At 39.4% G+C, this 26,343-nt stretch carries 42 protein-coding genes and 1 other annotated feature (1 of these 43 only partly in view); of the genes, 5 read left to right on the top strand and 37 right to left on the bottom strand.

From position 1 onward, the window contains the following. Nucleotide 1: 1 nt before the first annotated feature. From P0G38_RS06910 to terS, 12 genes are all read right to left on the bottom strand, one after another. The gene (locus P0G38_RS06910; protein ID WP_275854751.1) at nt 2–1,306 is read right to left on the bottom strand and encodes a phage tail sheath family protein; all 1,305 of its coding nucleotides are present in this window, start codon (nt 1,304–1,306) and stop codon (nt 2–4) included. After that, the gene (locus P0G38_RS06905) at nt 1,307–1,513 is read right to left on the bottom strand and encodes a hypothetical protein (protein ID WP_275854749.1); all 207 of its coding nucleotides are present in this window, start codon (nt 1,511–1,513) and stop codon (nt 1,307–1,309) included. Continuing rightward, on the bottom strand, nt 1,510–1,929 hold the full coding sequence (locus P0G38_RS06900) for a phage tail terminator family protein (protein ID WP_275854747.1): 420 nt from the start codon (nt 1,927–1,929) through the stop codon (nt 1,510–1,512). Before P0G38_RS06900 ends, P0G38_RS06905 begins: the two co-directional genes overlap by 4 nt. Then, nucleotides 1,926–2,393: an HK97 gp10 family phage protein gene (locus P0G38_RS06895; RefSeq protein WP_275854745.1), complete on the bottom strand. Its 468-nt coding sequence runs from the start codon at nt 2,391–2,393 to the stop codon at nt 1,926–1,928. The genes P0G38_RS06900 and P0G38_RS06895 overlap by 4 nt, the downstream gene beginning before the upstream one ends. Next, nucleotides 2,390–2,752, bottom strand: coding sequence for a hypothetical protein (locus P0G38_RS06890; RefSeq protein WP_275854743.1), 363 nt, complete (start codon nt 2,750–2,752; stop codon nt 2,390–2,392). Before P0G38_RS06890 ends, P0G38_RS06895 begins: the two co-directional genes overlap by 4 nt. A 4-nt stretch (nt 2,753–2,756) precedes the next feature. Next, nucleotides 2,757–3,131, bottom strand: coding sequence for a head-tail connector protein (locus P0G38_RS06885; protein WP_275854741.1), 375 nt, complete (start codon nt 3,129–3,131; stop codon nt 2,757–2,759). A gap of 10 nt (nt 3,132–3,141) precedes the next feature. Further along, a complete protein-coding gene (locus tag P0G38_RS06880; protein ID WP_275854739.1) occupies nt 3,142–4,140 on the bottom strand; it encodes a head protein in 999 nt (332 codons plus the stop codon). Continuing rightward, a complete protein-coding gene (locus P0G38_RS06875; protein ID WP_275854737.1) occupies nt 4,140–4,727 on the bottom strand; it encodes a phage scaffolding protein in 588 nt (195 codons plus the stop codon). The genes P0G38_RS06880 and P0G38_RS06875 overlap by 1 nt, the downstream gene beginning before the upstream one ends. 165 nt (nt 4,728–4,892) lie before the next feature. Further along, nucleotides 4,893–5,900, bottom strand: a complete 1,008-nt coding sequence (locus P0G38_RS06870) for a minor capsid protein (RefSeq protein ID WP_275854735.1) — start codon at nt 5,898–5,900, stop codon at nt 4,893–4,895. A gap of 3 nt (nt 5,901–5,903) precedes the next feature. Beyond that, complete coding sequence (locus tag P0G38_RS06865) at nt 5,904–7,295, bottom strand: phage portal protein (protein ID WP_275854733.1); 1,392 nt, start codon at nt 7,293–7,295, stop codon at nt 5,904–5,906. A gap of 10 nt (nt 7,296–7,305) precedes the next feature. After that, the gene (locus P0G38_RS06860; RefSeq protein WP_275854731.1) at nt 7,306–8,580 is read right to left on the bottom strand and encodes a PBSX family phage terminase large subunit; all 1,275 of its coding nucleotides are present in this window, start codon (nt 8,578–8,580) and stop codon (nt 7,306–7,308) included. A 5-nt stretch (nt 8,581–8,585) separates the two neighbouring features. Further along, a complete protein-coding gene (gene terS / locus P0G38_RS06855; RefSeq protein WP_275854729.1) occupies nt 8,586–9,404 on the bottom strand; it encodes a phage terminase small subunit in 819 nt (272 codons plus the stop codon). A gap of 127 nt (nt 9,405–9,531) precedes the next feature. Here terS and P0G38_RS06850 point away from each other — a divergent pair, with 127 nt between their 5' ends. Beyond that, nucleotides 9,532–10,092 (top strand): hypothetical protein, encoded by a 561-nt coding sequence (locus tag P0G38_RS06850; RefSeq protein ID WP_275854727.1) that lies wholly within the window; start codon nt 9,532–9,534, stop codon nt 10,090–10,092. A 258-nt stretch (nt 10,093–10,350) separates the two neighbouring features. On the opposite strand, the gene P0G38_RS06845 is transcribed toward P0G38_RS06850, so the two are convergent. The 4 genes from P0G38_RS06845 to P0G38_RS06830 form a co-directional block, all read right to left on the bottom strand. Further along, complete coding sequence (locus tag P0G38_RS06845; protein ID WP_275854725.1) at nt 10,351–11,286, bottom strand: TIR domain-containing protein; 936 nt, start codon at nt 11,284–11,286, stop codon at nt 10,351–10,353. Nucleotides 11,287–11,578: 292 nt separating this feature from the next. Next, the gene (locus P0G38_RS06840; protein ID WP_275854722.1) at nt 11,579–12,094 is read right to left on the bottom strand and encodes an ArpU family phage packaging/lysis transcriptional regulator; all 516 of its coding nucleotides are present in this window, start codon (nt 12,092–12,094) and stop codon (nt 11,579–11,581) included. Between the two features lie 82 nt (nt 12,095–12,176). Further along, nucleotides 12,177–12,383: a hypothetical protein gene (locus tag P0G38_RS06835; protein ID WP_275854720.1), complete on the bottom strand. Its 207-nt coding sequence runs from the start codon at nt 12,381–12,383 to the stop codon at nt 12,177–12,179. A 114-nt stretch (nt 12,384–12,497) separates the two neighbouring features. Next, the gene (locus P0G38_RS06830; protein ID WP_275854718.1) at nt 12,498–13,394 is read right to left on the bottom strand and encodes a hypothetical protein; all 897 of its coding nucleotides are present in this window, start codon (nt 13,392–13,394) and stop codon (nt 12,498–12,500) included. 133 nt (nt 13,395–13,527) lie between these two features. Here P0G38_RS06830 and P0G38_RS17220 point away from each other — a divergent pair, with 133 nt between their 5' ends. Continuing rightward, nucleotides 13,528–13,734: a KTSC domain-containing protein gene (locus tag P0G38_RS17220; protein ID WP_420842479.1), complete on the top strand. Its 207-nt coding sequence runs from the start codon at nt 13,528–13,530 to the stop codon at nt 13,732–13,734. A 32-nt stretch (nt 13,735–13,766) separates the two neighbouring features. On the opposite strand, the gene P0G38_RS06825 is transcribed toward P0G38_RS17220, so the two are convergent. The 19 genes from P0G38_RS06825 to P0G38_RS06735 all read right to left on the bottom strand — a co-directional run bounded on the left by P0G38_RS06825 (nt 13,767) and on the right by P0G38_RS06735 (nt 22,893). Then, complete coding sequence (locus tag P0G38_RS06825; protein ID WP_275854716.1) at nt 13,767–14,099, bottom strand: nucleoside triphosphate pyrophosphohydrolase family protein; 333 nt, start codon at nt 14,097–14,099, stop codon at nt 13,767–13,769. Between the two features lie 14 nt (nt 14,100–14,113). Next, the gene (locus tag P0G38_RS06820) at nt 14,114–14,323 is read right to left on the bottom strand and encodes a hypothetical protein (RefSeq protein WP_128489414.1); all 210 of its coding nucleotides are present in this window, start codon (nt 14,321–14,323) and stop codon (nt 14,114–14,116) included. 133 nt (nt 14,324–14,456) lie between these two features. Beyond that, nucleotides 14,457–15,182 (bottom strand): hypothetical protein, encoded by a 726-nt coding sequence (locus tag P0G38_RS06815; RefSeq protein ID WP_275854714.1) that lies wholly within the window; start codon nt 15,180–15,182, stop codon nt 14,457–14,459. Then, the gene (locus tag P0G38_RS06810; protein ID WP_275854712.1) at nt 15,183–15,392 is read right to left on the bottom strand and encodes a DUF6877 family protein; all 210 of its coding nucleotides are present in this window, start codon (nt 15,390–15,392) and stop codon (nt 15,183–15,185) included. Between the two features lie 11 nt (nt 15,393–15,403). Next, on the bottom strand, nt 15,404–15,874 hold the full coding sequence (locus P0G38_RS06805; RefSeq protein WP_275854710.1) for a DUF1064 domain-containing protein: 471 nt from the start codon (nt 15,872–15,874) through the stop codon (nt 15,404–15,406). Nucleotides 15,875–15,878: 4 nt separating this feature from the next. After that, entirely contained in the window at nt 15,879–16,754 is an 876-nt protein-coding gene (locus P0G38_RS06800; protein WP_275854708.1) for a DnaD domain-containing protein, read from the bottom strand. A gap of 12 nt (nt 16,755–16,766) precedes the next feature. After that, nucleotides 16,767–17,495: an MBL fold metallo-hydrolase gene (locus P0G38_RS06795; protein WP_275854706.1), complete on the bottom strand. Its 729-nt coding sequence runs from the start codon at nt 17,493–17,495 to the stop codon at nt 16,767–16,769. Beyond that, nucleotides 17,492–18,379: a recombinase RecT gene (locus tag P0G38_RS06790; RefSeq protein WP_275854704.1), complete on the bottom strand. Its 888-nt coding sequence runs from the start codon at nt 18,377–18,379 to the stop codon at nt 17,492–17,494. The genes P0G38_RS06795 and P0G38_RS06790 overlap by 4 nt, the downstream gene beginning before the upstream one ends. Beyond that, the gene (locus P0G38_RS06785) at nt 18,376–18,567 is read right to left on the bottom strand and encodes a hypothetical protein (RefSeq protein ID WP_128489404.1); all 192 of its coding nucleotides are present in this window, start codon (nt 18,565–18,567) and stop codon (nt 18,376–18,378) included. Before P0G38_RS06785 ends, P0G38_RS06790 begins: the two co-directional genes overlap by 4 nt. Beyond that, nucleotides 18,564–18,878, bottom strand: a complete 315-nt coding sequence (locus P0G38_RS06780) for a hypothetical protein (protein WP_275854701.1) — start codon at nt 18,876–18,878, stop codon at nt 18,564–18,566. The genes P0G38_RS06785 and P0G38_RS06780 overlap by 4 nt, the downstream gene beginning before the upstream one ends. Then, a complete protein-coding gene (locus P0G38_RS06775; protein WP_275854699.1) occupies nt 18,878–20,824 on the bottom strand; it encodes an AAA family ATPase in 1,947 nt (648 codons plus the stop codon). The genes P0G38_RS06780 and P0G38_RS06775 overlap by 1 nt, the downstream gene beginning before the upstream one ends. Then, entirely contained in the window at nt 20,824–21,123 is a 300-nt protein-coding gene (locus tag P0G38_RS06770; protein ID WP_275854697.1) for a hypothetical protein, read from the bottom strand. The genes P0G38_RS06775 and P0G38_RS06770 overlap by 1 nt, the downstream gene beginning before the upstream one ends. A 31-nt stretch (nt 21,124–21,154) precedes the next feature. Beyond that, on the bottom strand, nt 21,155–21,421 hold the full coding sequence (locus P0G38_RS06765) for a hypothetical protein (RefSeq protein ID WP_275854695.1): 267 nt from the start codon (nt 21,419–21,421) through the stop codon (nt 21,155–21,157). Beyond that, the gene (locus tag P0G38_RS06760) at nt 21,422–21,604 is read right to left on the bottom strand and encodes a hypothetical protein (RefSeq protein ID WP_275854693.1); all 183 of its coding nucleotides are present in this window, start codon (nt 21,602–21,604) and stop codon (nt 21,422–21,424) included. It abuts the gene before it with no gap. A gap of 14 nt (nt 21,605–21,618) precedes the next feature. Further along, nucleotides 21,619–21,756 carry a hypothetical protein gene (locus P0G38_RS06755; RefSeq protein WP_275854691.1) on the bottom strand — a complete coding sequence of 46 codons (138 nt, stop codon included), beginning with the start codon at nt 21,754–21,756 and terminating at the stop codon, nt 21,619–21,621. Then, nucleotides 21,753–21,920 carry a hypothetical protein gene (locus P0G38_RS06750; RefSeq protein ID WP_275854689.1) on the bottom strand — a complete coding sequence of 56 codons (168 nt, stop codon included), beginning with the start codon at nt 21,918–21,920 and terminating at the stop codon, nt 21,753–21,755. The genes P0G38_RS06755 and P0G38_RS06750 overlap by 4 nt, the downstream gene beginning before the upstream one ends. Then, nucleotides 21,917–22,213, bottom strand: coding sequence for a hypothetical protein (locus tag P0G38_RS06745; protein ID WP_275854687.1), 297 nt, complete (start codon nt 22,211–22,213; stop codon nt 21,917–21,919). The genes P0G38_RS06750 and P0G38_RS06745 overlap by 4 nt, the downstream gene beginning before the upstream one ends. A gap of 204 nt (nt 22,214–22,417) precedes the next feature. After that, complete coding sequence (locus tag P0G38_RS06740) at nt 22,418–22,702, bottom strand: hypothetical protein (RefSeq protein ID WP_275854685.1); 285 nt, start codon at nt 22,700–22,702, stop codon at nt 22,418–22,420. Continuing rightward, nucleotides 22,702–22,893 carry a helix-turn-helix transcriptional regulator gene (locus P0G38_RS06735; protein WP_128489394.1) on the bottom strand — a complete coding sequence of 64 codons (192 nt, stop codon included), beginning with the start codon at nt 22,891–22,893 and terminating at the stop codon, nt 22,702–22,704. Before P0G38_RS06735 ends, P0G38_RS06740 begins: the two co-directional genes overlap by 1 nt. Nucleotides 22,894–23,204: 311 nt before the next feature. On the opposite strand from P0G38_RS06735, the gene P0G38_RS06730 reads away from it, so the two are divergent. From P0G38_RS06730 to P0G38_RS06720, 3 genes are read left to right on the top strand one after another with little or no spacing between them, the layout of a single operon-like run. Then, nucleotides 23,205–23,540, top strand: a complete 336-nt coding sequence (locus P0G38_RS06730) for a helix-turn-helix domain-containing protein (RefSeq protein WP_086372743.1) — start codon at nt 23,205–23,207, stop codon at nt 23,538–23,540. 9 nt (nt 23,541–23,549) lie between these two features. Continuing rightward, the gene (locus P0G38_RS06725) at nt 23,550–23,954 is read left to right on the top strand and encodes an ImmA/IrrE family metallo-endopeptidase (RefSeq protein WP_275854681.1); all 405 of its coding nucleotides are present in this window, start codon (nt 23,550–23,552) and stop codon (nt 23,952–23,954) included. 57 nt (nt 23,955–24,011) lie between these two features. Next, on the top strand, nt 24,012–25,151 hold the full coding sequence (locus tag P0G38_RS06720; protein WP_275854679.1) for a site-specific integrase: 1,140 nt from the start codon (nt 24,012–24,014) through the stop codon (nt 25,149–25,151). Between the two features lie 79 nt (nt 25,152–25,230). Here the strand turns inward: P0G38_RS06720 and rplL are convergent, their stop codons facing one another. Beyond that, nucleotides 25,231–25,602, bottom strand: coding sequence for a 50S ribosomal protein L7/L12 (gene rplL, locus P0G38_RS06715; RefSeq protein WP_003127081.1), 372 nt, complete (start codon nt 25,600–25,602; stop codon nt 25,231–25,233). Nucleotides 25,603–25,663: 61 nt separating this feature from the next. Beyond that, entirely contained in the window at nt 25,664–26,164 is a 501-nt protein-coding gene (gene rplJ, locus P0G38_RS06710) for a 50S ribosomal protein L10 (protein WP_005236672.1), read from the bottom strand. Nucleotides 26,165–26,229: 65 nt separating this feature from the next. Beyond that, nucleotides 26,230–26,343, bottom strand: a sequence feature (ribosomal protein L10 leader region) (it continues 13 nt past the right edge of the window).

Genomic DNA, 26,343 nt, shown 5'->3' with positions numbered 1-26,343 from the left:
CTTATAAGACCTCTACGGTCATGTAAAGTTTTTCCATTGCATCGACCGGTTGGACTTGTACGTCCATAACAACCGCATCTTTGTCGTTACCTATGCCGATAAAGATGTCATCTGCAGAGAAATTCGTGATCGCTCCAGTACCTTGCAGGCCATTAAAGTAATTGATCCGATCTGCTTTAAATAACTCGCGACCATCTTGATCGTTATTGATTTGTCCAATGAAGTTTTCTTGGAACGCCTTCTTCGAGTTGTTGGCAATGTCATCTAAGCAGCGCAAAACACGATTTTTCGAAAAGTCTTTGCTTTTATCTGCAGTAAAGGACGTTAAGCTGTTGATGTCTTGCTCGATAACAACTTCTCCTCGCTGCTCAGTAAAGACGAATTCTCCATTTTGCAGTGCCTCAATAATTTCAGTGTTTAAGAAACGTTGTGTTACATCGACCGCTCCATCGTACTTTGTATAAGTCAGTGAAGTTGCGACACCAGCTGATGCCGAAGCACCTGCAACCCAAGCGGTCGCTTGTTCCGATGTGATACGAGTACCATCAAGTAAGATGACCCCATTTTTCACGTTGATCACTGCTTCGTTGTTAGCTGCATGGCCTGCTACGACCAGCTGGCATTTCTTGCCTTCTTCCTCACGCATCCGGTTGATAAAGGAAACACCTGCAGTTTTGATCACATCATCTTGCACTGGCAATGCTAATGTATTAAATTCAAAGACTTGAATCTTACTGAAAAAGGTCATGTAGTCGTTCGCGGTCGCCGGAGTATTTGAGCCATTTTCTAAGACAACTGAAAAAGCCGTTAACTCTCCGGATCCGACAAAGTTCACTACTCGATTCGCGGATAACTCCTCGATCGTTTTCGCTGTTTGCCGATCTACTAAACGTCCTGCCAAATATGTTTCTACATCGTAGGCATCCGTCACGTTCACATTTTCTTTCGAAACGACACTGATCGCATTCCCACGCGTTCCGCCATATAACGCCGTAATCGATAGATCACCTTCGGTTGCAGCGGCCCTTCCTCCAGATCCGACACGATAAACAAGTACAGTTGCCGCTTGCTTCAATGCTTCACGCAACAATAAGAGTTGCGGATCCGTCAAATCATAGCCAAAAGCGGTCAGGTCAGATGACGATGTCACCGTCACGACTTCCCCCTCTGGGCCAAAATCTAATGCAATCGGCAATGCTGTTACCCCTGATACCGAATCAGCTGGGCCAAGTCCTCCGCTTGATCGCACATTGATATAAGCGCCTGGTCTTACCTTATTCTGTGTTGTCCATGTTCCTCCTGCCATTTATTTCACCTTTTCCTTTCTTAATTTGATCAGCAACTGCTTTGCTTCGGCAATGCTGTATGCCCCATCCGACAAATATGCACCCAAGAAGTCGGCTTCAATCTTGCTGAACTCTGTCGACTTCAATAGCTCGTTTTTTTCGTATTTTTTTTCAGACGGTGTTGCTTTTGTTTCTACTTCAAGTTTCTTTTTTTCTTTTTTAGTCACTTTACCCCTCCTCTTTGTTCGAACGCTTCTATTTTCGGTGTGTCATCAACTGGCGCAACACGATAGCGCAAAGTAAATGTAAAATGGAGCGCCTGAGATTCGATTCTAGCTTCTCTATCGAGTAGCCCGACTGATAAATCATCAAGACGACGAAACTCGTCTAGGAGCTTGATACGCATCTTTTCGCACTGTTCTTTTACGCCAGGATCATCTACTGATCGATCAGGAAACCACATCACGCAATAAAGGTGCTTGCGACTTTCGTAAGCCATCAATTCGCCTTTGCTGTCCGCCATGATCTCATAAATATAAAAAGACGGTTCTTCAAAGCCTTGCTCTTGATTTTCCCGATAGATGACCGCATCAGGAACGATCCTAGAAAGTTCGTTTGCAATTGCCAAAGTTACATCAATCATGAGAAACCAAATCCTCTCAAATATTCTTCATAAGCCGGCCCGACGATTTTGGGCAGCTGACCAATGATCTCTTCCATGGTGATTTTTAGAAAGAACTGACCTTCGACCCAGCCGCCGTTAACCGTTCGATGGCCATTCTCGACAAATGGCGCGTATTCGGTGTTATTTGAGATAGTGACGATAAACCCATCACCAGTCGCTTGTGCGCCTTCGAGCACCCAATTTCGACGCAATTCACCACCGACTCGATTCCGACCACCAGATGCTTCAAACACAAACAGCTTCCCGTCTCGAGCGAAGAAGACCGAATTGTCATATTGGCCAACCGGAGTACGCATCTTAACTTCACGAATCATCAGATTTCCAAGGCGATTCATTACATCGATGATGAATGTTTCTTCTTGCAGATTCTTATGAAACTGATTCGCAAATTTTAAGAATTGATCAAACTCAAAATCACTCATGCCTGTACCTCGCGAACGATAATGATTTCCTGATGAGTGTGATAACTCGAAAAACCTTCGGAAGATCGCTTGTAGTCTCTCGATTTGCCGTGTGTGTCGGTAATAGAAATGCGTGATCCAGCTGGAATGACAAGCGCTGGATCACAATAGAGCATCGTATTGTATGTGACTTCTGCTACATTGCCATCGCTGACTGGCGATACTTGTTTTTGAGAAATTCTGCAAGGTTGATTACTGATCACAGCTGTCCACTTTGGCTTTGTTACCGATCCAACCTTTTCAGGTTTATTAGCAGAAACGGTCATTTTGCAATCGTATTGCTTTTCGAATTCTCTTTTTGCAAATTCAAAGATGTTCATCTGATCACCTCAATCGTCTGAATCTGTTTAAAACCTTTGAATAATTTCTAGCAAAAGAAGGTGCTTGCATCATCTTTTGATACGCCTCAGCCCTCGTTTCTTTTGCAATTGAGAAATCGCCCTCGCTTAACGATTTCACTTCTCCTTCAGCTTCTGCAGCGTTGAGAGAGAAACTTGTTTCGTTGATCAGATCCACTGACATCAAAACTGCAGTATTATCCAAAGCAACCGGCCAGTCATCTACATCAAAGTGGCAATAGCTTAAAATCTCCTGAATGGCTGTTTCGACTGCAAACAAAAAGACATCGTCTGATTTCTCATCATCGATGCCTTTGAGCTTTTTTAATCTATCTAAGATTCGCTTTTGCAGTTCTTTCATACGACTTCTCCTATAATTTGTGTTTCAATGCAACTAACCCGATCTGCTTGTCTTCACGCACTTTTTTCCAGTTGACCGGGTTTGCCAAATCACCGTTTGTTGGTGTAAAGTCAGATAATTCCTCTGGTTCAAAAGATAAGCCGTATGGATGCATAACAATCGCTCGACGTGTGTATAGCTTGTCGTTTCCGGCAGCCTTGTCACGATCAACCTCAAAAGTCGTCATATCTTCCGGAGTTGCTGTGTTTCGACCAATGGATGCGCCAGCCATCAGGTACGTTGTAAATACCGGATTTGCTTGTGTTCCTCCAACTGGTAAAGTATCATCCTCGATGACACGGTAGCCTAGATAAGTGTCGAAGTTTACTTTTGATTCTGATGCTGGGATATAGTTTTTAGTTGCCGTGTTTTGTTTTTGCAATGCGGTCTTTGTTTTAGAATGCATAGCCAATGTTGTCAGTTTTCCTGCACTTGTTCCCAACAATTGCTTAGCGTCTAAGATCATGTTTGCTTCAATACCAGAGCTCGCCTTGGATTCATCAGACAAATGACTATCGTGTAAGGCACCTGCTGGATCCTCGCCTGCTGCATCAGCAAATAGCCCGGCCATAATCGATAACAGAATTGCTTGATCATTTTCTAAGGTGAAGTCACCTAATTGGCGTAAAATTTCTTGGCGTGGTTTGGATCCAGTAACAATTGCAGATAACTCGGATGCAGCGAAACCAGACCCACGATACATTACATATGCTACTTGTTTTTTCGCTGAGATCTTACCGGTTTTCAGTGATCGATCTTCCTTCAAGATTTGGTCGGTACCTTCGATACGCCCGAATTCCGGCATGTTAAGTAAGAGACCGCCTGATTCGATATTTTTGTTAACGCGTGGATCCGCAACCATAACACCACTATTAATAAACGCAGAGTGCTTTTCTGCATAAAACGCTTGGTATTGATCATATTGCTCTGGTGTGATTAAGTCTTTGATTTGTGTGATTAAACTTGCCATTATACATTTCCTCCTAATTCTTCTTGTTCGTTAAAGTAAGTTTCGAGATCATCTGCTTCCATTGCTTCCTCAAAAGAGTTGTAGGTTTTCTCGGTCGCTTGTCCTGCTGGTGGATTATATCCGCCTTGCTTCGTGCCTAAGTCGAAAAGATAAGCATCCGATTTTTGCAATTCCTTGATCTGTTCTTTTGCGCCGGACAATTCACCGTCCTTGAAGACGATTTTTTCATCATCCAACAATGCAGCAACAGCTTTAGGATTCTTTACTTTTGCTTCAGCAAGCAACGTTGAAAGAGCCGAATCACGTTGCACTTTCGTGAGTGATTCCTGATATTTTGCTTCTTGTGCTGCATTTTCTTTTTGCAACTCCTTCAGCTGTTTTTTCAATTCTTCGTTATCGCTGTTGTCTTTTTGCAGTTTCTTCAAGTCTTCAGCATTTTTTGACACCTGATTCTTTAGCTCTGTTTCCGACTGCTGCAATGTAGCGATTTGAGTGTTAAGTGAATGGACAGTTTGGCCATGCTGCGCCATCACCGCATCTACTTGCTCATCCGACAGTCCAATTTTTTTCAAGTCTTCTCTTTTCATATTATTCGTCCTTTCGTTTTTTAACGTGGCTACGACCACGAATGGATTTTGATAGTTTAACGACATCCCGGTCGATCTTGATGCAAAATAAAAAGCCTAGCAAGCTAGACTAAACAAACCTATATCTTCAAATTCCCAATATTCTTCTAATTCGTCTACATCCAACTAAGCCACTCCCATTTTTTCTCGTTTCCAATCTTCGAACTTTCGATAATCCTTAACACTACCCTCGCCGGTTTCCGGATCACGTTGCCACCTCGATACACTTGACCAGCCGGGGATTACCGGCACGCGTGTGCACCTGCAGTTTGGATGATCAGGGCAATCCGGAGCGTCGGGATCGCCTCGCTCAAATTGTTGACTATCTAGATCTCCACAGCGATCACAAGTATGTGCTTCAAGAGTAGCAAGCCATTCCCATTCTTTAACACCTGTTTCAGCCATGGCTTTCTCATTTGCAACTTCAGCCAAATGGGCCGATTCTGTTTGAACTAATGTCGTCATCCGATTACGCAACACAGAGTCAATACCGAACATCATTTCTTTTACTGTCCGATCAATTCCCCATCCGTGAAGTAATGATAGTGACATCGTTTTTGCCAATCGATCCGGAATAGTTTTCAGATGGCTTTTCCATATTCTGCTCGAAAAGTTACCGCCTTTCCACGGCTTTGATATTGCGACCTGTAATGCATAGCTGCTGTATCGACTAAAATCTAAAGAAAAAGCACCTCGGTCGGTCAATTCATAGATCTGGCGGAGGTAGCTCTCATTAAGCGATTCTTTTAAATATGATTGCAGCGCTGCTTCTTGATTGTTCGCCATCTCCGCAAGTTCAAAGTATAGCTGTCGTTGAAGTTGATCCAAACGACTAACTCTTGATTTTAAATACTCACGATTTAACTCTTGCTCATAACCGCCAGATTTTGCCTTCTGGCGATATTGTTCGAGCGTCATCGACCAGGTCTTTTGCTCCTTTTTTGATAAAAGGGCCTGCGCTTCTTTGATCGATATCTGATCATTATCGGCGTAGCGTTCCGTCCACCGCCGGATTTCCTTGTACATTGATTTTGACAGACGTCGATACTCTTTTTGCATTTGTCGGATGTATTCCTGATCACGACGATCACGATCGATAGAAATCTGCAGGTAACGTCTCTGCCAATATCTCATAGATTACTCCTCTTCTCGATAATCGTCTTCACCACGAAAGGTACGTACTCTTTCCGACTGCAGGTTTGCGATCTCCGTTTCCCAATTCTCAACGATTGGATTGGATTTGGCTAAGTTTTCTTCACTAGTCACCGGCGCTAACTTGCTAACGATATCAGCTTGTTCGAGATCGTTATTAATCGCCGATCGCGTCCACGTTTGTTTAATAGTCACATCGGCATTCGCATCCGAGTACTCTAGAATGAAGCGAACTAACTCCGCAAAGCCTAATCGGAATTCGGTTTCTAACATTGACGCTTTAAGTTCAAGTAACGAGTACATATATTTTAAAGCAGCACCGCTATTATTCTGCCCAATATTTTTTTGGGGATCCACACCTTGTCCATGGACAAAAATGCTTTCCCGAGTTGTTTCTAAGATTTTGGATCTCGCTTCAATAGGAATATCAACTGCTAATGTTTGAACGCCGCCTTTAGCTCCCTGGCCGTCATCTTCAACCTTGATCATCTTGTATTTTTTCAAATCATCGAGGAATTCTTTTTTGCTTTCCCCACCGTAGTTCGTCAAAACATATATGATCTCTTGTATATCATCGACGTCATTTACGAAGCCAGAAAAAACTTTGTCATAGACGTCAATCAATGCTTTATACATTTCCAAGTCAGGCTGTTGCAGAGGGTTATTTCTCAATGGGATGAACGGTATTTTTGACCAACCATGTTTATAGGTGTTCGATTTTGATCGTTTCTCGTTGGTTCCAACGTCAACCATATCAAACACGTTATGTTCTTCCAAATCTTCCAATGGTTTGCCTTTCGGTCTTGAGTAAGCACTGCACTCTTCGTTATTCCAAAACTCATATACAAGATTTACATCACCTTGTTCGTCATAATCTTCATAAATTCTCAATACCCCTTCAAGTTGATTTGCTAAACGCTTTGAATAAATCGGAATGATTTGCTTCGAATCTATGACGGCGTATCTAAAGAAATTCTGTTGTTTTTCATCTCGCCATACATGCAGCCATGCAACACCAGCATTGCTTGCGTTTATACAAAGATCTTTTGCAACCTTGGGATATACATCCCCTAACAACTTTACGATTTCCTCGTTCAAGTGTTTGTCATCAACGTCAAACAAAGGCGGTACTGTCATTGCATAGGCAGCTTTTTGATTGACAAGAAGTTGATGGAAAGAGTGGCTTATCCGATTGTCAGCGTTTCGCAATGGATTGTCGGGATCATCATCCTTCAGTTTTTCTGCCAGCGGATTTCGTTTGCGCAAAATATCATTTTTGTTTTGATAGTAAAGTTCAGATTTACGAATTTTTTGGTTCCTGGCAGGAAAGCCTTTATAGTTTTCGCTAATTATTCTTTTAACTGTTTCTAAATCCAAGTGGCACCTCCTATTTCATGATTTTCACTTTCGCCGGTTTCTTCATTTCTTCCTCACGAGAGTAGCGAACAGCATCAATCGAGTGATTATTCTTATCAGGATAAGATCCTTTAAGGTTGCCGTTAGAATCTCTCTCTAATTCATACGTCGAAAACTCTCTCTTAGTATTAGGACAGCGATACGGATCTATAATGATTTCTTCTAGATCCTGCATCCATTTGATACCGTGCGCAATAGATCCTGGCCCTTTTTTGGCTCCTTTTATTTTCAGACCTAAATCCTTAAACTCATTATTTGTTCTAGGTTCGGCACTATCAGCTATGACGATTTCATTGTCAGGATTTAGTTTCCTAATTGCTGAAACCGCCTTGAGATTAGATAATCCCGCTTTGTGAACCTCTCCGAAAATATAAAGCTTGCGCCGCGTTTTGTCGAAGTGGTTTTTCGTATAATGCATCGGATCCCCGGCGTAACCGTGGTCGATACCGTGCGATACTTTATCAAAGCTTGCAATTTCATCATCAGTGATTTTACGGACGGTGATATTTTTAAATACTTCTGCGCCGGTACCAGTTACCTCGCCTAGATACTCATGCCTGTATTTGTCCTCATTCGTCTTCTTGAGGTGTTCTGCCTCTTGGATGAACAATTCCCCTAACCATTCTTTCGAAACAGTTGTGTAATCGCTGTGATGGACAAAAACCTCATCACGAACTTGTTGCTGTTGAATTTCTAAGTTTGTCCAGTTAGTGTTACTTTCCGGCGGATTGAACGAATAGAAGATGGTGATGCCTGCACCACCACGACCCAAGGATTGGTTGATCGTTCTAATTTCGGCCATCGAGTTAAATTCATCGACTTCCTCATACCAAATATACTTTGCATATCCTCGGCGGAATTTTGATGCCTTTACCTTTTTCGGCTTTTCAGCACCTTTGAAGATGATGCGTTGACCTGTCTTAATTTTAGTTATTCGTAGTGGCTTGACTGATGCATGATATTCATCGGTTAATCCAAGAATGTCAATTGCCCATAGCATTTGTTCATAGACTGATTCTCGAAGTGTTTCAGCTACCTTTCGTAAAACAACTGCGTTGGCGTTAGAATCTTTCTCAATCCCGAGGATAATTTCAACTGAAATAGCTGACGATTTTGTTGATCCACGTCCGCCTTTTAACCAATACGAAGAATTTAATCCGTCTTTTACTGCTTTATGAAATGAATAAAATGAAGGAGCTAGAACATCAGTGAGTTTTACATTTTTTTGTGTTACAACTTTAGCCATGCTGATCACCCTATATCGTCAATGATGTTGATAACTGTTCCGCCATCATTTTCATCGCCGTCCTTATTGATTAGGGCTTTAGTCGTCTGCGCTTTTGTGTGATCAATTTGAGCATCGATCAATTGACCACGTTTGTCATTCATCGTCAAATCAGCAAGCTGCTTTACTGCTCGCTGCAGCTGAGCGCTGACACGAGTGAGTGCATCCTCGATCGCTAAAATGTCATCGAGTTTTCGAAAGCTTTTTATCTTCTCTTCTGTTAGCACAAGTTCCGGAACGTCGACCTGCACTTTCCTTCCTAATTTTTTTGATTCGATCAGCGTCTTACGCCCACGCAACTCAAAGAGCTGCTCTGTCTCTTTTTCAGTCAGACCGGCTTCAGCATTTGCGATGCGCTTCATCATACGAACTTGCCGAACTTTTAGCAGTCTTATCTCTTCTGAAAGCACAAAAAAAGGATCATCATTCAAATTAGAATAAAGATCCTTTTCTTCTTCAGTTAGATATTCAGCAAAGATAGTTTCATGTTCGCCTGTTTTCAACGCATTTTTGTTACCCGTTGGCGGCGATGCTCGACAATTTCCCCTGTTGCCTTCAGCGTTTTTGTTGCCTGGTGGCGCACCACCTCTATTGGTAACGTTACTTTTGGCATTAGTAACATTACCTTTCAATTCTTCGGCCCATTTATCCTGCGATTTCCACTTCCGGATTTGCGAATCAGAAACGCCTAACTCTTCTGCAATTTCCTTCAAAAGCTTTTTGCCATCGGATTTTAGCCATATCTCTCTTGATTCATCTCTTCTTGGATCTCGTTGCCTAGCCATTCAATATGCACCACCTCACGATCATTAATTTGTTGAGTTTTGTTTTCTGATATTTCGAGCTGCCATTATATCTCAGCACTTTTGCTAACTGTCCATGATATAATCATTGAAAAAAAGGATGTGCCCTATGGATAATAATATAGAAATCAACCAACTCGTTGCTGAATTGAGTGAAATCAGTAAAAACACTTCGCTTGATTCTTTTGAAAAAAGAAAATTACAATCATATGTTTTCATAGCAAATTGCAACGGCCCTTCTGACGAATACAAAGACTTAATGTCAGATGTCACACATTTGTCTTTTCAGATTCAAAATTATCTACAAGAAAATAATATAGATCTTAAACAGATAGTTTTAGATTCATCTGAATTGACTGATGAGTCTAAACAAGTTCTACTTGCTTGCACTTCCGATCTAAAATATTTAACGCCTCGCGGTGGCTTTATTGAATTATTACCAGGGTTAGAGTTTAGCCAAGATACTGTAGAAGCTATAAAATTTTGGGTGTTGTTAGCAGGAAGTTTTGTAAATCTTCTCGCTATTTCACCTAAGTCCATAAAATCTATACAAGATATAATTTATAAACACTACGAAATTCAAAATATCAAATTAAAGAATCAAAAAGAAAAAATTGAATTGTACGAAAAAAAGAAAAATTACACCAGATCAGAGCGTAATAAATATTAACTTAATTCTCAGTATCTTTAAACATCGAGTCTGCTTCAATCCTTCTCCAGCTGCTTCTCTCGTATTTTAAGATATTCTAAAACTATAGGATTTTGAAAGAGTTGAAAAGCTTGTGAACTGTCAGACACGGGACTGTGTTCAGCTTCAATGACAACCTTTGTCTGATTCTTTTTTCGGTTTTTAAATTATCTACGAAAAGCTTTCGTTACCATGTAGGTCCTCTCACAACCATTTAAATCACGATCCTTACAATTTCTATTAAAGTATTGTTATTTTAGTTTTTGAAGGCAAGAGTGAATATAAATCTTTCATTATACTATTAATTATTAAAGAAGAATTCTTATATGTTTCTGCTAGTTCAATTGTAACGTAGTAAGTCCCTTTTGAATTACGATTTATCCTTTTTAAGTTTATTTTACCATTGTATGAAAAAGCCCACTTTTTAATTTCCATTATGAATTCGTCATATTCTAGTTCGATATTACGGATTGCAATCTTATATCTAATAGGATCAACCACTTCTAATTCTTCTATGTCATCGAATAAATTTTTCTGATAGTAGATAGTATTCTCATTTATTCTTTGAGGTCTATCTACCAAACTATTATTCAAGGAGTTTCTTTCCATTGATCTTAAAATGGATAAGACTTCTGATAATTGCCCGTCTTCATCTAATGTACCGCTAACTTCTTTAACTTCCGGACTTGGATTTTCAGTTTTAAATTTTTCGTATTGCTTTTCAAAATCAGGATACCATTTATCAAAAATCTCATCTAATATTGATTGATCAATTTTCCTTACATCTGTAATGTTTACATTAATCAACCTTATGAGTCTTCTAAAATCATCCTTGTTATAAGCAATTGCTTGGAATTGCGTCAACGGTCCCGTTATTCTTGATGGTACAATATCATGTAAAAGAGGTATTACATTCGTATTTCCCACTTGATTGGATATAGCGCCAGCTTCAAAGTTTAACCAAGGTTGAACAATATTTTCTTCAACAACAAAAAAAATACCCATAGGATTTCCTTTTAAGCCGTCTTTTATACTATCACTCCATCTTTCTCCAGGTTGAATATCATTGGGAGAATAATAAACTTCAAGTTGAGGTATTACTTTAGTTACCCAATCATTAAATATACATGCAAGTTTTTTACTTCTATCAGTTGACCAACTTAAAAATAAATCCATTTTATCAAACCAACTTTCATTTTTAAACAATCATACCTTTCGATTAAAATGAAAGCAATAACAAAAAGACAGTACTAGCAAATTTTGAAAAGAGGTATCTCCTCCATCAAATAGTGTGCTGTCTTTTATATCCGTCATTGAATCAAAGCGATGAGGAATTAGCCCCCTTTCGGTTTATACGTATGTGAGTAGTCATAGACCGTCTCTCTTAATCTTTTTGACAATATCATAATAACAAGATAAATGACCGGTGTGCGCCGAGAAATAACCGCAATATTCCGTAAAATGTTCGTTAGTAAAATGTTTTGCCAATTCTCTTAATCATTTCCTCTGCTTCGTCAGTATATACGAGCAGACCAACTTTGCTACAAAATTGAATAAACCCTTTTTGACTTTCGTCTGAAACAAAAGTCCGACCTGCAAATATTCGTTCACAAATCTGCTGAACGCTATGTCCGTAAACATATCTAAGCATGAATAGCTGTCGCCGTCTTTCCGTCCCACCTTCTCTCAACGGATTACTGATTGCTAGGTATCCTTGGCCAAAAATCGAATGTAGTTCTTTATATTCCGGCATAAATTCCTCTCGTTCAATCATAAATCTTTCAGCATCTCCAGAATATTCACGGTTTGGTGAGGAAGCGGTAGGCCCAAATGATTGGGTCATTTTTGGCATTCTGTTTTTGCCTACTTTTTCCCTAACCGCCCCATATTCAGTCATGAATATCTCGAAATTCTTTCTTGTGAGTTTCATGTCGATTTGATCAGGCTCTGGGATTTGGTATTTACTAACATCAAAAAGTGCCATTATGTCCGATTCCTCCTATTGTGATATAATATCTTTGTCGAAAATATTATTTTGGGTCGGAGGAATCCGGCTTTTTTATTGTTTATCCATCACTTTCCCCCTGTTCCAAAGCCCAGCCCATAATCATGTCTCTTCTAAAAACAGCATCCCGTCTCACGCCAGTTGAGACACCTATATAGTTAAACTTCAACACAGAACCGATATATGCCAATGGGTCATCTTCAAAATCACGCACATCTTCAAATTTCATCGTTTGCCCTGTAGGCAGCCAGATAATTAAACTTTTCATTGTTGATCCTCCTGTTGATATTTTTTTCAAAAAAAGGCAAAGTGTTAACATTGCATGTGTTGTTAGAGTATTTTTATGATATTTCGTCGGATAGCTGGCTGACTAATAGTACTTTTATGCTTCTAAAAATCTACGAACATCCGGCCATCGATCACTTACTTTCTCTAGCAGCTGCTGCTCTTCTTTTTCTCGATCTTCTGTTTGCGTGAGCAAAGAATAATCAATGTATGGTGAAATATTATACGTGATCAACTCATCTAATGTTTCTGGCTTTAATGCATCAAGCTCCCAACTTGAACGACCATAATTCTTGATATATCCCTTTGCACGACTATCTGATAGCTTGGCAGGATTAGGCGGCGGAGAATATTCCTCCACTTGATCCATATTTAGAGCTAGGCGTTTGAACTCCGGATATGCGCCGAATAATTCAAGTCTTTCTGTGATATCTCGGCTCATATCAATTCCGCTAGGATCGTGATCACCCAAATGAAGAATCACTGTTTCTTTCCCATCTTCCTCATATTCAATCAACCGTCGTGCCGCTCTCCACATTTCAGATTGTGACGTGTATCCTCGACAAGAAAAATAGTCGATATCCAATCGATTGCAAATCTGCCCGATGATTCCTGCTAGCGCATCTTTTTCCACCCAAACTTCAATATGATACGGTTGATTCTCCCATTTATCTAAGCGGTACAATTTAGCCGCCCTGTAAATAGTGATTTCCGGCTTGACATCTGATCCTAATCCTCGTAAGTTTCTAGTCCGATCAATAATTGCATCCCAATCGATTAAACCTGCTAGTCGGCCATCATTGATCAAGTTTCCAATGTTTTTATAGGATCTCTCGCTATTCTCAATTAAATCGGCCGCCACTAACTGGTAATATACTTGCCGCAATGTAAGATCATAACCTTTTTGGTGGTACTCATTAATCACGTCATTTATCAGCTCTATCATGTAAAGTGATTCTTGCCGAAACCTCTTTTCAATAAACTTTTGCTTCATTTTCCTCCTCCTTCAGTTGGTTATTTTGGTGGATAACCAACTTTTTATTGACGATAATATAGTCCAAGTACTCTTTTACGCATTAGCCATAATAAACTCTCTATATAACTATTAATAGAGGAGGAATATCAACATGGATATGATACCCGTCCGTAGAGAACGATTTATTGCATTTGGTTATGACCCGATGCTAAAGGAGTTACGAATTGATTTTAAAGCTAACATATACACCTATACTGAAATTCCTTCACATATTTATGATGCTTTTTTTAAGGCTCATTCAAAGACCTTATTTTATAACAGACATATAAAAAACTATCCTTGTCGTAAAGGGTATTGAATATGCTACCTAGTTGGTAAAATCTGTCGGTACTAGAACTTCTTTCCACCATGTTTATATGGTCTGCTTTTGTTAAACTCATGCTTATGCTCAATGATATCTTGCAAATCAATGCCGTACCTTTCGCACATGTCCATGATACGAATAACCACATCGGCAAATTCAGAAGGCACGCCTTCAAGTTTGCCGTTTTCGCCTAGATAAGTTTCGTTAAGCTCGTGACCGTTCCGAGATTCTTCTAACGCTTCTGACAATTCGGAATGGCACAAAGCTATGAGCGTACCGAATTCTCTTTCTTTATCCCACCAGCCATGCTTTACTGCGTTCTCATGAACCTCAGTTTGTAATTGTTTAATTGTTTTCATAGAAATTCCTCCGATTATTCGACCTCTTCAAACAAAATCGCATAATCATCAATATCCAAAATTTGCGAAATCTCTTGAACTCTTTTTAAAGTGACGTTCGCAATTTTGTTTTGCGCTTTTTTAGTGTTTCCATTCATAATTTCAGAAATTGGTACTTTTTTGTTTTCCGCATGCCACAAGACATTTGTCCAAAAGACTTCAATAACCCCTTTTTTGGTGCTCACGTTCAAGATCCCTCATTTCTTTTTTTATTGCTAAGCCATTTCGGTTACATACCGGGCAGCTTTTCGCAACTGCCCGGCCAAACTTGTCTTTTCTCCAAACTATGCGTTCGTCTTTACAAGATCTGCATATCATTTAGTACGGATCAACCTCGTCCTCGAAGTCATCATCTGTTTCTGCTTGATCCTCTTCCGTTTCAGAATCAGATTCTTTGGTATCATTTTCATTAGATTCGGTACTCAAATCATCACTTTCGGTACTGTTTTCCTCTGATTCGTTCCCCTCATCCTCAGCTTCTTTCGTCTCTTGGAAAACGACCTCGTTTCGTTTCTTGTCCCAAGCAGCTGCATACGGAGCATAGTATTCACGAGCCTTTTCAAGTTCGCTCAATACGGTGAGTGCTGACATTTCGTAATCTTCCGCAATTTCTTCGATCGCTTCACCGTCTTCGATTCTGATCAGTACGCTTCGAGGATTGATGTTACCCGGAAATTCAAGAGATTTCGCGGCTCTTATAAACTCGTCGACGATTTCTTTTGTTACCTCGAAAGGGCGATCTTCGATATCGATGTTTCCTTGCTCATCAACTTCAAGCTGTGTTTGTTCTTTTTTGACAAAATCGATAGTACCGTCATTGTTAACAACATATTCCTGGGTCGGAGCGTTTGTGCTTTTGTCAAAAGGAATCGAGTAACGGTAATACTCCGGGATGATCGTAAGATTCACAGTTTTTCCGGAGAAACGTCGTAAATCATCATATTTGCCGTCGAGTGATCGGTTTTTCACCTCAAGTGTAATTTTTGTTAAATCCTCGCTGGCAATATTAATTGATTTGATGGTTGGTCTAAATTCTAGTGACATTTATTTGTCCTCCTTTGAAGTATTCTCATTATTTTTATCTAAAATTTGTCTTTTGTAGTTTTGCAAATAACGCAATTGTTGTTTAACGTATGGTAGATCTGAGCAGCAATTCAATCGGTGAAAAACATCGTTTAACACTTCAAGAGGAAAATTGTTTTCTGCAATAATGTTGTTTATTTCTGCTTCAACTTGAGCCACTTCTTCGTTCACTTAACCACTCCTTAGTAGCCGGTTGCATCTTTCCAGTGATAATCAAAGTTCCTAGCTATAAATGGACGTTTCTCATTCAAAGGTTTTGTCACGCCCTGTGTGATTACTTTGAAATCATTCTTTCGAATCACAGCAGCCTCGACCGGATGTCCGTACTTGATAGCAAAAAGTCTGAATCTTAGCTTGTTAGATTGATCGATGCCATACATGCCAAAACTGTTCTTCACATCGATCACATGCCGCCAAGTTCCGTCATGATTCTTAATAATAAAATCAGGAGAGTAGGCAATTTGCGAGATCTTACCGCCGCCTCCTGGCAACTCAGTAAGTTCTGTAAGTTTGAATCGTGGATGCACTTCAAACGGCAACCCACACCCTTTAACAAAACGCTGATAAAACAATGCTTCTTTTTCTGAGTCGAAAACAAAGTCATCCAAATGAACTTTGTTGCCTCGTTTATTTAATGCAGTTGGTGATGACAAATGATCACTCCTCTTTCTTATGACTTAAATAGTTTTGAAGTTTCGCATCAAGCTCAGCCTGTCGCTCCGGAGATATAACTGGCTCAGAAGGCTCTTCATTAAACCATTCTGGTATCGGCTCCGATCGAATTGGTTTCTGTGTGACATAAGTCGTCTTTTTACGTGGAGAGCTGTTTCGGTTTTTAAATTGATTGTTTGCAGCAACTGCCTTTTCCAAACTGTCAATACCATTCGTTCTCCAATTCTCCAAAATTCGGTTTATATACGGTTTAAGAGAACCCATCTCCTTGCCATAATCGTAAGAAGTTTGGATTGCAAAACAGATCATCTCCCTTGGCCATTCCTGCAACCATCTAGCCAACTCTCCTTGAAGAACGCCTGTCGGGAATTTGTTGTAAAGTTTTTGAATCAGCTCAGCTGGATGCTCTCCATCATGTATGTTATTATTCTTTTCATTCTTATCATTCTTATCATTCTTGTATGTGGACACTTGTTGGACAGTTGATGGACGACCGCTGGACACTTGTTGGTCACTCGACTGATACTCATCCCAATTTTTTATTGATATGACGCTGTGTTTCGTCGTTGATTTGATGGACAACATTTCTTCTTTTTCAAATTTTTTTAACCATCTCCATAACGTACGCCCGACAATCTGTTGGTCACGTGGTACCCCCTCATTGAACTCTTTCTCAATAATGGCGCGCCCTGTGACGAATTGACCGCTGGACACGCGTACTTCTTGCCCATTAAAAACAAAACGACTTTCTTTGTGACTAGCCTTTATCAAACATAGCAACCAAAGTTTTAACATATTAGGATTGGCCCAAACGAATGAACTAGTCACTTTTCGATATAATTTGATATAGCCTAGGTTCATTCGTCCCACCACCTAAGCTATATAAACAGGAACGCCAACAAGTTTTTGCGTGTCCTCTTTAAATTTTTGTTCATGGCTATTTGCATCTGATAGATGAAGTAGCCAAACTTCTTGTAGTCGATCGCTTTTGTTTGACTTTATAAAATCGAGTGTCCGATCAAAATCGAAGTGACTTTCAAGCAGCCGTTCCTTGCGTTTGATATCGAAACCACGATTCATTTTCTGATCAACGATTTCTTTTGAATAATTTGCTTCAATCATCATATGAGTAACATTTGGAAAGCGATACTTCACGTAATAGGAATCTGTGACGAAGACCAATCTATCTCCGGCTGAGTTATCAATTAGAAAGCCGCAAGGTTCGGCAACATCATGCTTAGTTTCAAATGGCGTTACGTACCAAGTGCCTATTTTTTGAGTTCGCTTGTACTGCAGTTCGTTGAATCGATAACCATGATGAGCTTTCAACTTCAAAACTGGATCGTTAAACATAGCATCAATAGAACCGTGTGTCGCATAAACATCAACTGCAGTTTTATCGATCAGACTGCTAATGTATTTGCAGTGATCACGATGTTCGTGGGTGATCAACGCACCTGCCACCCTTGAAAAGTTGTATTCCATTAGCTGCTGAACTTTGCTAAATTGAACCCCACACTCGATGATCAGTTGAGAATGACCATCATCGATAAGATAGCCATTCCCACTACTTCCTGATCCAAAGACTTTTACAGAAATCAATAGGGATCTTCCTCTCCGAGATCAAATTGAGTTTGGGCTGCTTGATCATCAACATACTGTCCTTCTTGAATTTCTCCATCAGCTGAAACATTTGCTGGTCGTTCAATAGGTTCAGGATCTAGGATTTCGCTATTCGCATTTTGATCGATTTCTTCGATGATTTCCGCTTCTTTTCGCTCCGATTCATTTTGAAACTCATTTGCGGTTGTGTTATTGATTGCATCGATTAACAAATCGCTATCATCGCTAGTATTCACAAATGCTTTTGCTGCCCTATTTAAAACAGTCCGTTTTGCCATTTCTTGCGGAAACTTATTTTGGACGTTCTTTGTTTTAGCCTGGCTCCACGAAGCATCAATTTCTTTCTTTGTCATCGTAGTTAAAATTTTGGTTCCATCAGAGCGCTCAATGATGCAGTATGCACCTATGATGGGATTGTCTCGATTAAGAAATGAGGTCTTGTGCTCTTTTAATGTTTCGCGACCATCGAGGATCTCTACATCAAATTGATCGCCTTCGTAGATAATGTTGGCCCAAACGTCTTTAACATCCCTAAGTCTTTTTAGTACCGCTTGAGTTCCGAAGTAGGATCTTGTCATTTTCAACTGATTTCCGTAGGGAACGAAGTAACACTGTGTCTTTGCCGGACTTAGGCCTTGAACAACCATGTCTAACAATGAATTAGCGATCGATTCTTTTGTGCATTTTTCTAATAAATTCCCTCCAGCGGCATTAGACATTGCAAAGAAAGCAGATTTTAATGCATTTGCCGGACTATAATTTTGAGGTAAGGCAAGCCCTTCTTGTTGCATTGCTGCAACTTTGTGATTCACTGTGTCAGTGATATCTTTCTGCAAAACTGCAGGTGTATTTTGATTTGTCATTTTTCACCCTCCATAAATAATTTGTATTCTTCTCCATTCAAGGAGAAATAAATTTTGCTAGATAAATCTGGTCTGTTCGTTACCCCAAGAGTTTCAATCACTTCTGAATGCAAATCTTCCAAATTATTGAAAATGCCAATAAACTGGCGTTCATTTCTAGTTTTCGCATAAACTAAAATACCATTCATTCAATCCCCAACTCCTTTTCTACAGTAGAGAAGTACTGTTCAATTTCTTGTTTCCGTTTTACAATCTCAGCTAGAAGCAATGTTTGGATTACACTATCCAGACCATCAATTCCGAAATCTTCGTTCAATCGACCGCCCATGTCTTCGCGATAGGCATATCCCTCGAAAGTTAGTGTGTGTAAAGTAAATCTCGTATTTCCCTTCCGCAGTTTCGTTTCAATTTCACTCAAACCTTTGTACTGGTTCTGTAACTTCTTAGCTTTATCTAACCTTGCTTCGAGTTCTTTATTGACCTGTTCGATTGAAATCATCACACTACCTCTACTTTCAGATTTTTATTTTTAGTTACACGTAACTCAATCATTTGCGAATCAATCTGATGCAGATTATTTACCGATTCTGTATTATCAACAAATGTCGGCACACTCAACCCAAACTCTCTGCTCAATGTGTTTACAATGTCGAGATCGCAGTTTACTCGAGCGCCCGTGTTTAGACTAGCCCCATACTCAACGCCGTCATAGGTGGCTTCACAGACTTCCTCGATGCCGCCATTTTTCAAAATGTTAAAGAGTTTAAATTTAACAAGGTCAAATTTGCTATTGATTGATTCCTCCAAACTCTTAACTTTTTTGCGAGTAAACTCATCAAGAAGGAAAAGTTCACGTTCTACATCTTGGTTCTGCACCTTCAAAGCAGCATCTTCTTTTTTCAGTTCCTCGATTCGATTTTCGTAATCGGAAAGACTAGCTAGGCGCTGAAACTTCGCTTGCAATTCCGCAATACTCTCTCGTTTTCTGCGAATCTGTTCTTTCAAATCTTGCTCCTCTGCCGCTGTATCGGAAGTGGCATTCAAGATTTTCTGTTGAACAAGCATTATTTCATCTTGTATTTTTTTGTAAGTCGAAGTCTCTTCGAATTTTTGGGTTGAACTTTCGAGGAATACTAGTTCTGCATTGATTTTGTTCAGCGTTTCTTCTGCGTCGGTTAGACTTTTTTCCAAACGCGCACACTCGTTTTCGTGATCAGTGATCGTCTCCTTATAAGCAAGCAGTTTTTCCTTTGCTGCTTTCCCCTCAGCGATGTTGGTTTCCATATCTTTTGCTTTTTGCTGATTAAATTTTGAAATTAGTTCTTCGATTTGATCAGCCGGTAACTCTTGCGCACACGTCGGGCAGACTTTTTGATGTTCGTCAAAAGTCGTTTCTTTTAAGACCCGGTATTTATTCCGATGTTCAGTGAGGAAGTACTCTAAATCGTAGAATTGTTTGATTACTTTATCTTTCTTGCTTTCCTCTTCATCTCTAAGCTTTCTGATCTCATTAACAATTCGCTGTTGTTTGTGTAGATCTTCTTGCAAAGACCGGCTTTCCAAATGAGTACTCGACAGATGAGCTGACTGTGCTTCCGCTAATTTAATTTTGAGATTTGATAGCTCTTCTTGGTGATCCAGTACCGCATTACCTGCAGCAATAGCATTCAGTTTATTTTGTAAATCAGACACATCGGCTTCGTATTCCAAAACTTGTTCTTGGATATCGTCTGCAGATTGATCACCGATATCGGCTTTTGCTTTTGCAAACATTTCAGTGACTTCTTGGATTCGCGCTGGCAAGCCATCAATTTTCCGCTTGATCTCTTTTTTTCGTGAAGCAAGCACTTTGCGGTAATCATCAATTGAATACTCCTTGAAGATTTTTTCGATAGCTTTCAACGCTGGGTCTTTGGCAATGATTTCTTCATCAGTCAATCCAGTCATATTGACCAAGATTTCTCGGCGGTTTTTCCAGTTCATTTTCATAAAGTAGGTGGAATCAAATAGCATCTGCAGAATGTTCTCTGCTCCAATAGTTTCGAGGTATGCCTTCCATTCCTTTTCCATTTTCGGCACTCCATCGATCGTATACTTAGTCGTATCGTTCCCACGGACTTTTTCAAGTTGCCCTCGCGGTGTGTTCCATTTTTCTTCTTGTACGCGTTTCAATGTAACGTCAGTACCGTCAATGACTAATACAGCTTCAACTGTCGGCTCTAAACCAAGTTTTTCTTGATTAAGCTCATCAAGCGGCTTTGGATTTAATTTTGCACCTCGTGTATCTTTTCCAAAAAGTAGCCATAGCAATGCATCGGCCAATGTCGTTTTCCCTGAGCCGTTCTGGCCAGAAACTGTTGCGTTTTGACCCAACGGTTCAAAATCAAATGATTCAATACCTTTGAAATTTTTAAGTGAAATACGGTTCAACGTTATTTTTTTCATTAAAAATCACCTCGGATAATTCTAGCTAACCAGTCAGGAGCATCACTGAAATCATTTGCTTCAAGATCCTCTTCTTCCGAGCCTGCTTTTCGTTTACATACTGGACAGCCACAAGCTTTTGCATTTTTTTCCCACTGTTCAATCTGATTCACAATTACATGTTGAATTTTTTGATTTTTGCCGACTTGTGCTAGTGAGCAAATACCCGTTTTGTCCAGAGCCGATAATGACAAAGTTACATCTTCTTTTCGGCACTCCAACGCTAGTTCTTCAATCATATTTTGAATTTTTTTGTTCATGATGTTATAATCTCCTCGAATAGTTTGTTTTTTATTGGCTTACATCAGTTGCAGCTGGTGTAGGCTCTTTTTGTTGTTTTAGTTTAATAGCTTCGTTGATCAATTCGTCCCATGACCAAATGACTTGAGATCCGTCATCAAATTCAATCATTGGCGCTTGTCCCCATGTGGTGAGCAACTCAATCTTTTCTCCATCTTCCGATGTGGCTGTACCGACAAAAATTGACGGCGTAATGGACATAACCTTATTTCCTTTTTTGTTTATCGTATAGCCTTCTTTCGTTTTGTATTTCGGCATTTATTCATCCCTCCTTCTAATAGATTGCACCTGTCGAATGATTCCCAACTTAAGGCTGATCCATTCAAGCTCCAACTTTTCAGCGTCAGACAACTTCTTGCGTCGATTAATTGCTCCCATTCCAATCGCCATCCGACGCTTCATCAGTCTGCAGCTATATTTGATAATTGCGCTATCGTACATCGTTAACCCCCTTTTTACTTGACTTTCATTACCCAGATTAGCGTGATCATCAAAACAATATTTAGAGCAAAGCTTGCATAACAGATTGCTTGCAACTGACGTGCTTTATACAAGTAATCAGCGTTCAGTGCTGCCAGCCATTTTTTTCTCATACTTTTGCCTCCGCTTCTTCAATAACAGAAACGCGACTGTAGTTGACTTCGCCTTTGATATAGTCAAACAAAAAGTCAAGTGCACGTTCCTGCGCTTGAGCAAAGTCTTCCGCTTCGACGTAACACATATGTGCACCATAGTAAAAAACATCGTATTTATTCATCGTTCTTCCTCCTTGCCGGCAAATTCGTTAGAAAGTGAAGCTAACGGCTCAACTTCTTCGAAATATTCAATCAAGCGATCATACTCAAGGTAAGAAAGCATCTTGGCACCGACTGAGCATATAGTGTTTTCAAAGGTCGTCCAAAGGGTTTTAATTCGATCACGCTCGGCATAATATTCTTCCGGCGTTAGGTCTTCCTTTTCGTCATTGGTAGCGTTCAAGCGTTGCATTGTGTTCAGTTCTTCGTTGATTACTTCGATTAGTTGCTTGAAAGCAGATGATGTGTTTTTCATGATATCCCTCCTAAAATCGTATTTGGCGGTTAAGCCGATTCTGATACAGGATTTCTTGGTATTTTCCCAAATCCTGTCGGGCCTTCTCGTGCTGTCGCTCACTTAGCTGCCCTTTCCTCTCATGAATCAATAGCTGCAGGTCTCGGATTCTTTCTTTGATCAATCCGTTGATTAAAACTTCTTGTTCGAACGTATAAGCCATATTTACACCTCAAAATTTTCTATCAAAAATTGCTGCAAGGCTTCGCGACGTATCCGAATATCTTGTTTACTCCAAACTTGAATTTTCAATCCCTGATCAATCCAGCTATTCAACTTCGCATCACCGATCCCTAATACCTCTTTTACTGTCTCCTTGTTGCTAAACGGCGGAAGTTCGATCGTTTTTGTTACCAACCTCATCCTCTTTTCGAACTCAGTAACTGCTATCTGGACAAATTCAGGAATGATCTGATTTTCAATGACATTATCAGGTATCCGTATATCCATTAATCCCCACCCTCCTTCAATGCATTTAGCGCATCTTCGATCGGTTTAATTTGCTTATCTGGCTTTCTTTTTCCAGTTAAGATGTCTGACATATACGGTCTAGAAATTCCGATAGTATCTGCTAACCATCCTTGAGATTTTCCGTATTTCGCCAACTGGATTTTGACTTTAAGAACAAAATCTTGAGACATAGATCTAACTCCTTTCAAAATTTATTGAGTGTAAGCTAATAAAATTAGCTAATTCCCGTTGACACTCATCCCATAGTTGTGTACTATATAAGCATAACGAAATAAGCCAAACACACTCTATTAAATCAACATTCTAAGTTTGCCGACGTCGAATTGTTTATTTTAATTAGGTGTCTTTCTTGTTACTCATTAGCTAATTAAATTAGCTTACGTGATAAGATTAACCCACAACTATTGGATTGTCAACAGATTTATCCTATTTTTGTGTACTTTTTTCGTTAAATAATTTCTGAAAGCGTGGAATGCTTGATATGACACTATTTGAACGAATTCAAAAACTAGCAAAACAAAGGGATAAAAATCTAAAAGAGATATCATTGGAGCTTGGTTACAGTAAAAACTATTTGTATACATTGCAAAAGCAAAGTCCAAAAGCCGAAAATTTACAAGTCATAGCTGACTATTTTCACGTCTCTACTGATTACTTATTAGGCCGTACTGATAATCCTAATAGTTCTAGCGCAACAACTTCCGATGATTTAGAAAAAATGCTCGACAATGCGATGTCCTTCAATGGTAAACCTTTAACGGAAAAAGATCGCGAAGCAATTCGAGCATATATGGAAGGTCGTCTTAGTTCAAAATGAGGTGAAAGTATGGAGTTAGTGAAGAAGGTGCTGCATGAGCATGGGATTGATGTTGTGCCAATTGAGATGGAATCCGACGGCTGCTATATTAAAGAACTCAATAAGATTTTCATTAATAGCAGTCTGTCCTCCACGGATGCAAAGAAAGTAATTTATCACGAGGTTAAGCATGTCTTAGATCATAAAGAGTTTGCAGAACTATACAAAATATTTTATTTCCGCTCGAAAATGGAATATGAAGCTGATTGTCATATGATCAAGAATTTGCTTGATGAATTTATAGAACATAATCATTTAGATCCTGCTGACTTAAATATATTTTATTTTATCCAATACTTTGGTCTGGATACAAAGTGGGAACCGATGCTAAAAAAGTTTCTACTAGATAAAATCAATAACACACTTTGCGTGTGATTATTATTTTTCTTATAAAAAGAACATATATTCGCACTTAAGAAAGGAAGAAGGAATGTGATCAAACAATATACGAAAAAAGATGGGAGTAAGTGGTGGATGTTTAAAGCATATTTAGGCATCGATCCTGGTACGGGTAAAAAACTTTACACTACCAGAAGAGGTTTTAAAACTCAAAAAGAAGCAAAAATCGCAAAAGCTAGACTGGAAACAGAGGCCCAAGATAACAAATATGCGCCCGAAAAAAACTACACTTTTATCGATATTCAAGAATTATGGTATGAGGAATATAAGCATACTGTTAGAGAAAGTACACTTTCAAGGGTAAGCTTTCTGTTCAAAAAAAATATATTTCCTTGCTTCGGTAAAAAGAAAATTTCATCTTTTACAGTAGCTTACTGTCAAAAAACGGTGAACAAATGGAAAGCTGAATATTCAACCTATAAAGCATTAAAAACATATACCACCGCTGTATTTGACTACGCAGTCAGAATGAATGTAATAGTATCTAATCCTATGAAAGATGTATATATAACGAAAGGAAATGCGAGGAAAAAAGAAGATAAAATCAAGTTTTATGAAGCTGAGGAGCTCAAAGAATTTCTAGAAGTAGCAAAGAAAGATAAGTTTCCACTCTCTTATCCACTGTTCCGACTACTAGCGTTCACAGGGATACGAAAAGGCGAAGCTTTAGCGTTAACTTGGCAAGATATCGATTTTGAAAATAAAATACTCACTATAAACAAAACGATTGCAAGAAACACTAAAAATGAATTAGTGACAAATCAGCCGAAAACGGAAACATCCAACAGAGAAATTTCTCTTGACGATACAACGATTGAAGTGCTAAAAAAGTGGCGACAAAATCAACGCAAATATCTTCTTTCACATGGTCATAATTCGTTAAGACCAAACCAGATTATCTTCTCGTCAAAAAATAATAACTATCTGGATCCCCTAAGACCAAACAATATACAGAAACGATTATGCAAAGAAAATGGATTGAAAGATATAACTATTCACGGATTTCGACACACTCATTGCAGCCTACTATTTGAAGCTGGTTTATCTATTCAAGAAGTTCAATCTCGACTGGGCCATTCTGATATTCAAACAACAATGAACATTTATGCTCACGTCACAAAAAAACAAAAAGACTCCTCCGCCCAAAGGTTCGCGAATTATATAAATTTCTAAAAGTATGGTCAAAAGTATGGTCAAATAACAAAAAAAGCGCCAAACCCCTTCATACAAAAGGATTTGACACTAAGAAAAATTATTTAACTGTTACTGAAGCGCCAACTTCTTCTAAAGCTGCTTTCAATGCTTCAGCTTCGTCTTTAGAGATGCCTTCTTTAACTGCTGAAGGAGCTCCGTCAACGACTGCTTTCGCTTCTTTCAAGCCTAAGCCAGTTGCTTCACGAACTGCTTTGATAACTTTAACTTTTTGATCGCCAGCTGCAGTCAATTCTACAGTGAATTCAGTTTGTTCTTCAGCAGCACCAGCATCGCCAGCTCCACCAGCTACAGCTACAGGAGCTGCAGCAGATACGCCAAATTCTTCTTCGATAGCTTTAATTAAATCGTTTAATTCTAAGATTGTCGCGCCTTTTAGCTCTTCGACAATGTTTTCAATGTTCAATGCCATTTTGTTTTCCTCCATTTAAGTAAGTAGTTTAGTTTTTTAATACTGAAAAATCATGCGGCAATTATGCTGCATCTTCTTCTTTTTCTGCCACTGCTTTGACAGCGTAAGCCACGTTGCGGATAGGTGCTTGTAGCACAGATAGCAACATAGAAAGAAGTCCTTCGCGGTTTGGCAATTTCGCCAATGCAGTAATTTCTTCCAATGAAGAAACTTTGCCTTCGATGATACCGCCTTTGATTTCTAAAGCTTTTGCGTCTTTTGCGAAATCGTTAATGATTTTTGCAGGTGCAACAACGTCTTCGTTACTGAATGCTACGGCAGTAGGACCAGTGAATACTTCACCTAAACCTTCTAGACCAGCTTTTTCAGCAGCACGAGAAAGAATTGAGTTTTTGATAACTTTCATCTCAACGTTTGCATCACGCAATTGTTTACGTAAGCGAGTTACTTCATCAACAGTTAGTCCACGGTAGTCAACAACGACTACAGATGCGGCTGCAGAGAATTTTGCACTCACTTCATCAACGATCGCGGATTTTTTAGCGATAGCTGCTTCACTCATTTATATTTCACCTCCTGATTTTGATGGAAGAGTTTCTTCGAAACAAACTGTTCCTTTGTCCTAAAAAGGACAATAAAAAAACTCTATGCCACCGTAGACATAGAGGGACTATTGAAGGTTCTCAATAAACGTCCTCGGTAGGAAATTAAGGCAAATGCCACCTACTGTCTTCGGTACAG

It is taken from the genome of Enterococcus casseliflavus, assembly GCF_029215545.1.
Classification (GTDB): Bacteria; Bacillota; Bacilli; order Lactobacillales; family Enterococcaceae; genus Enterococcus_D; species Enterococcus_D casseliflavus.
Note: the sequence above shows the minus strand (reverse complement) of the source record. Positions and strands in the feature narration are given on the sequence as shown.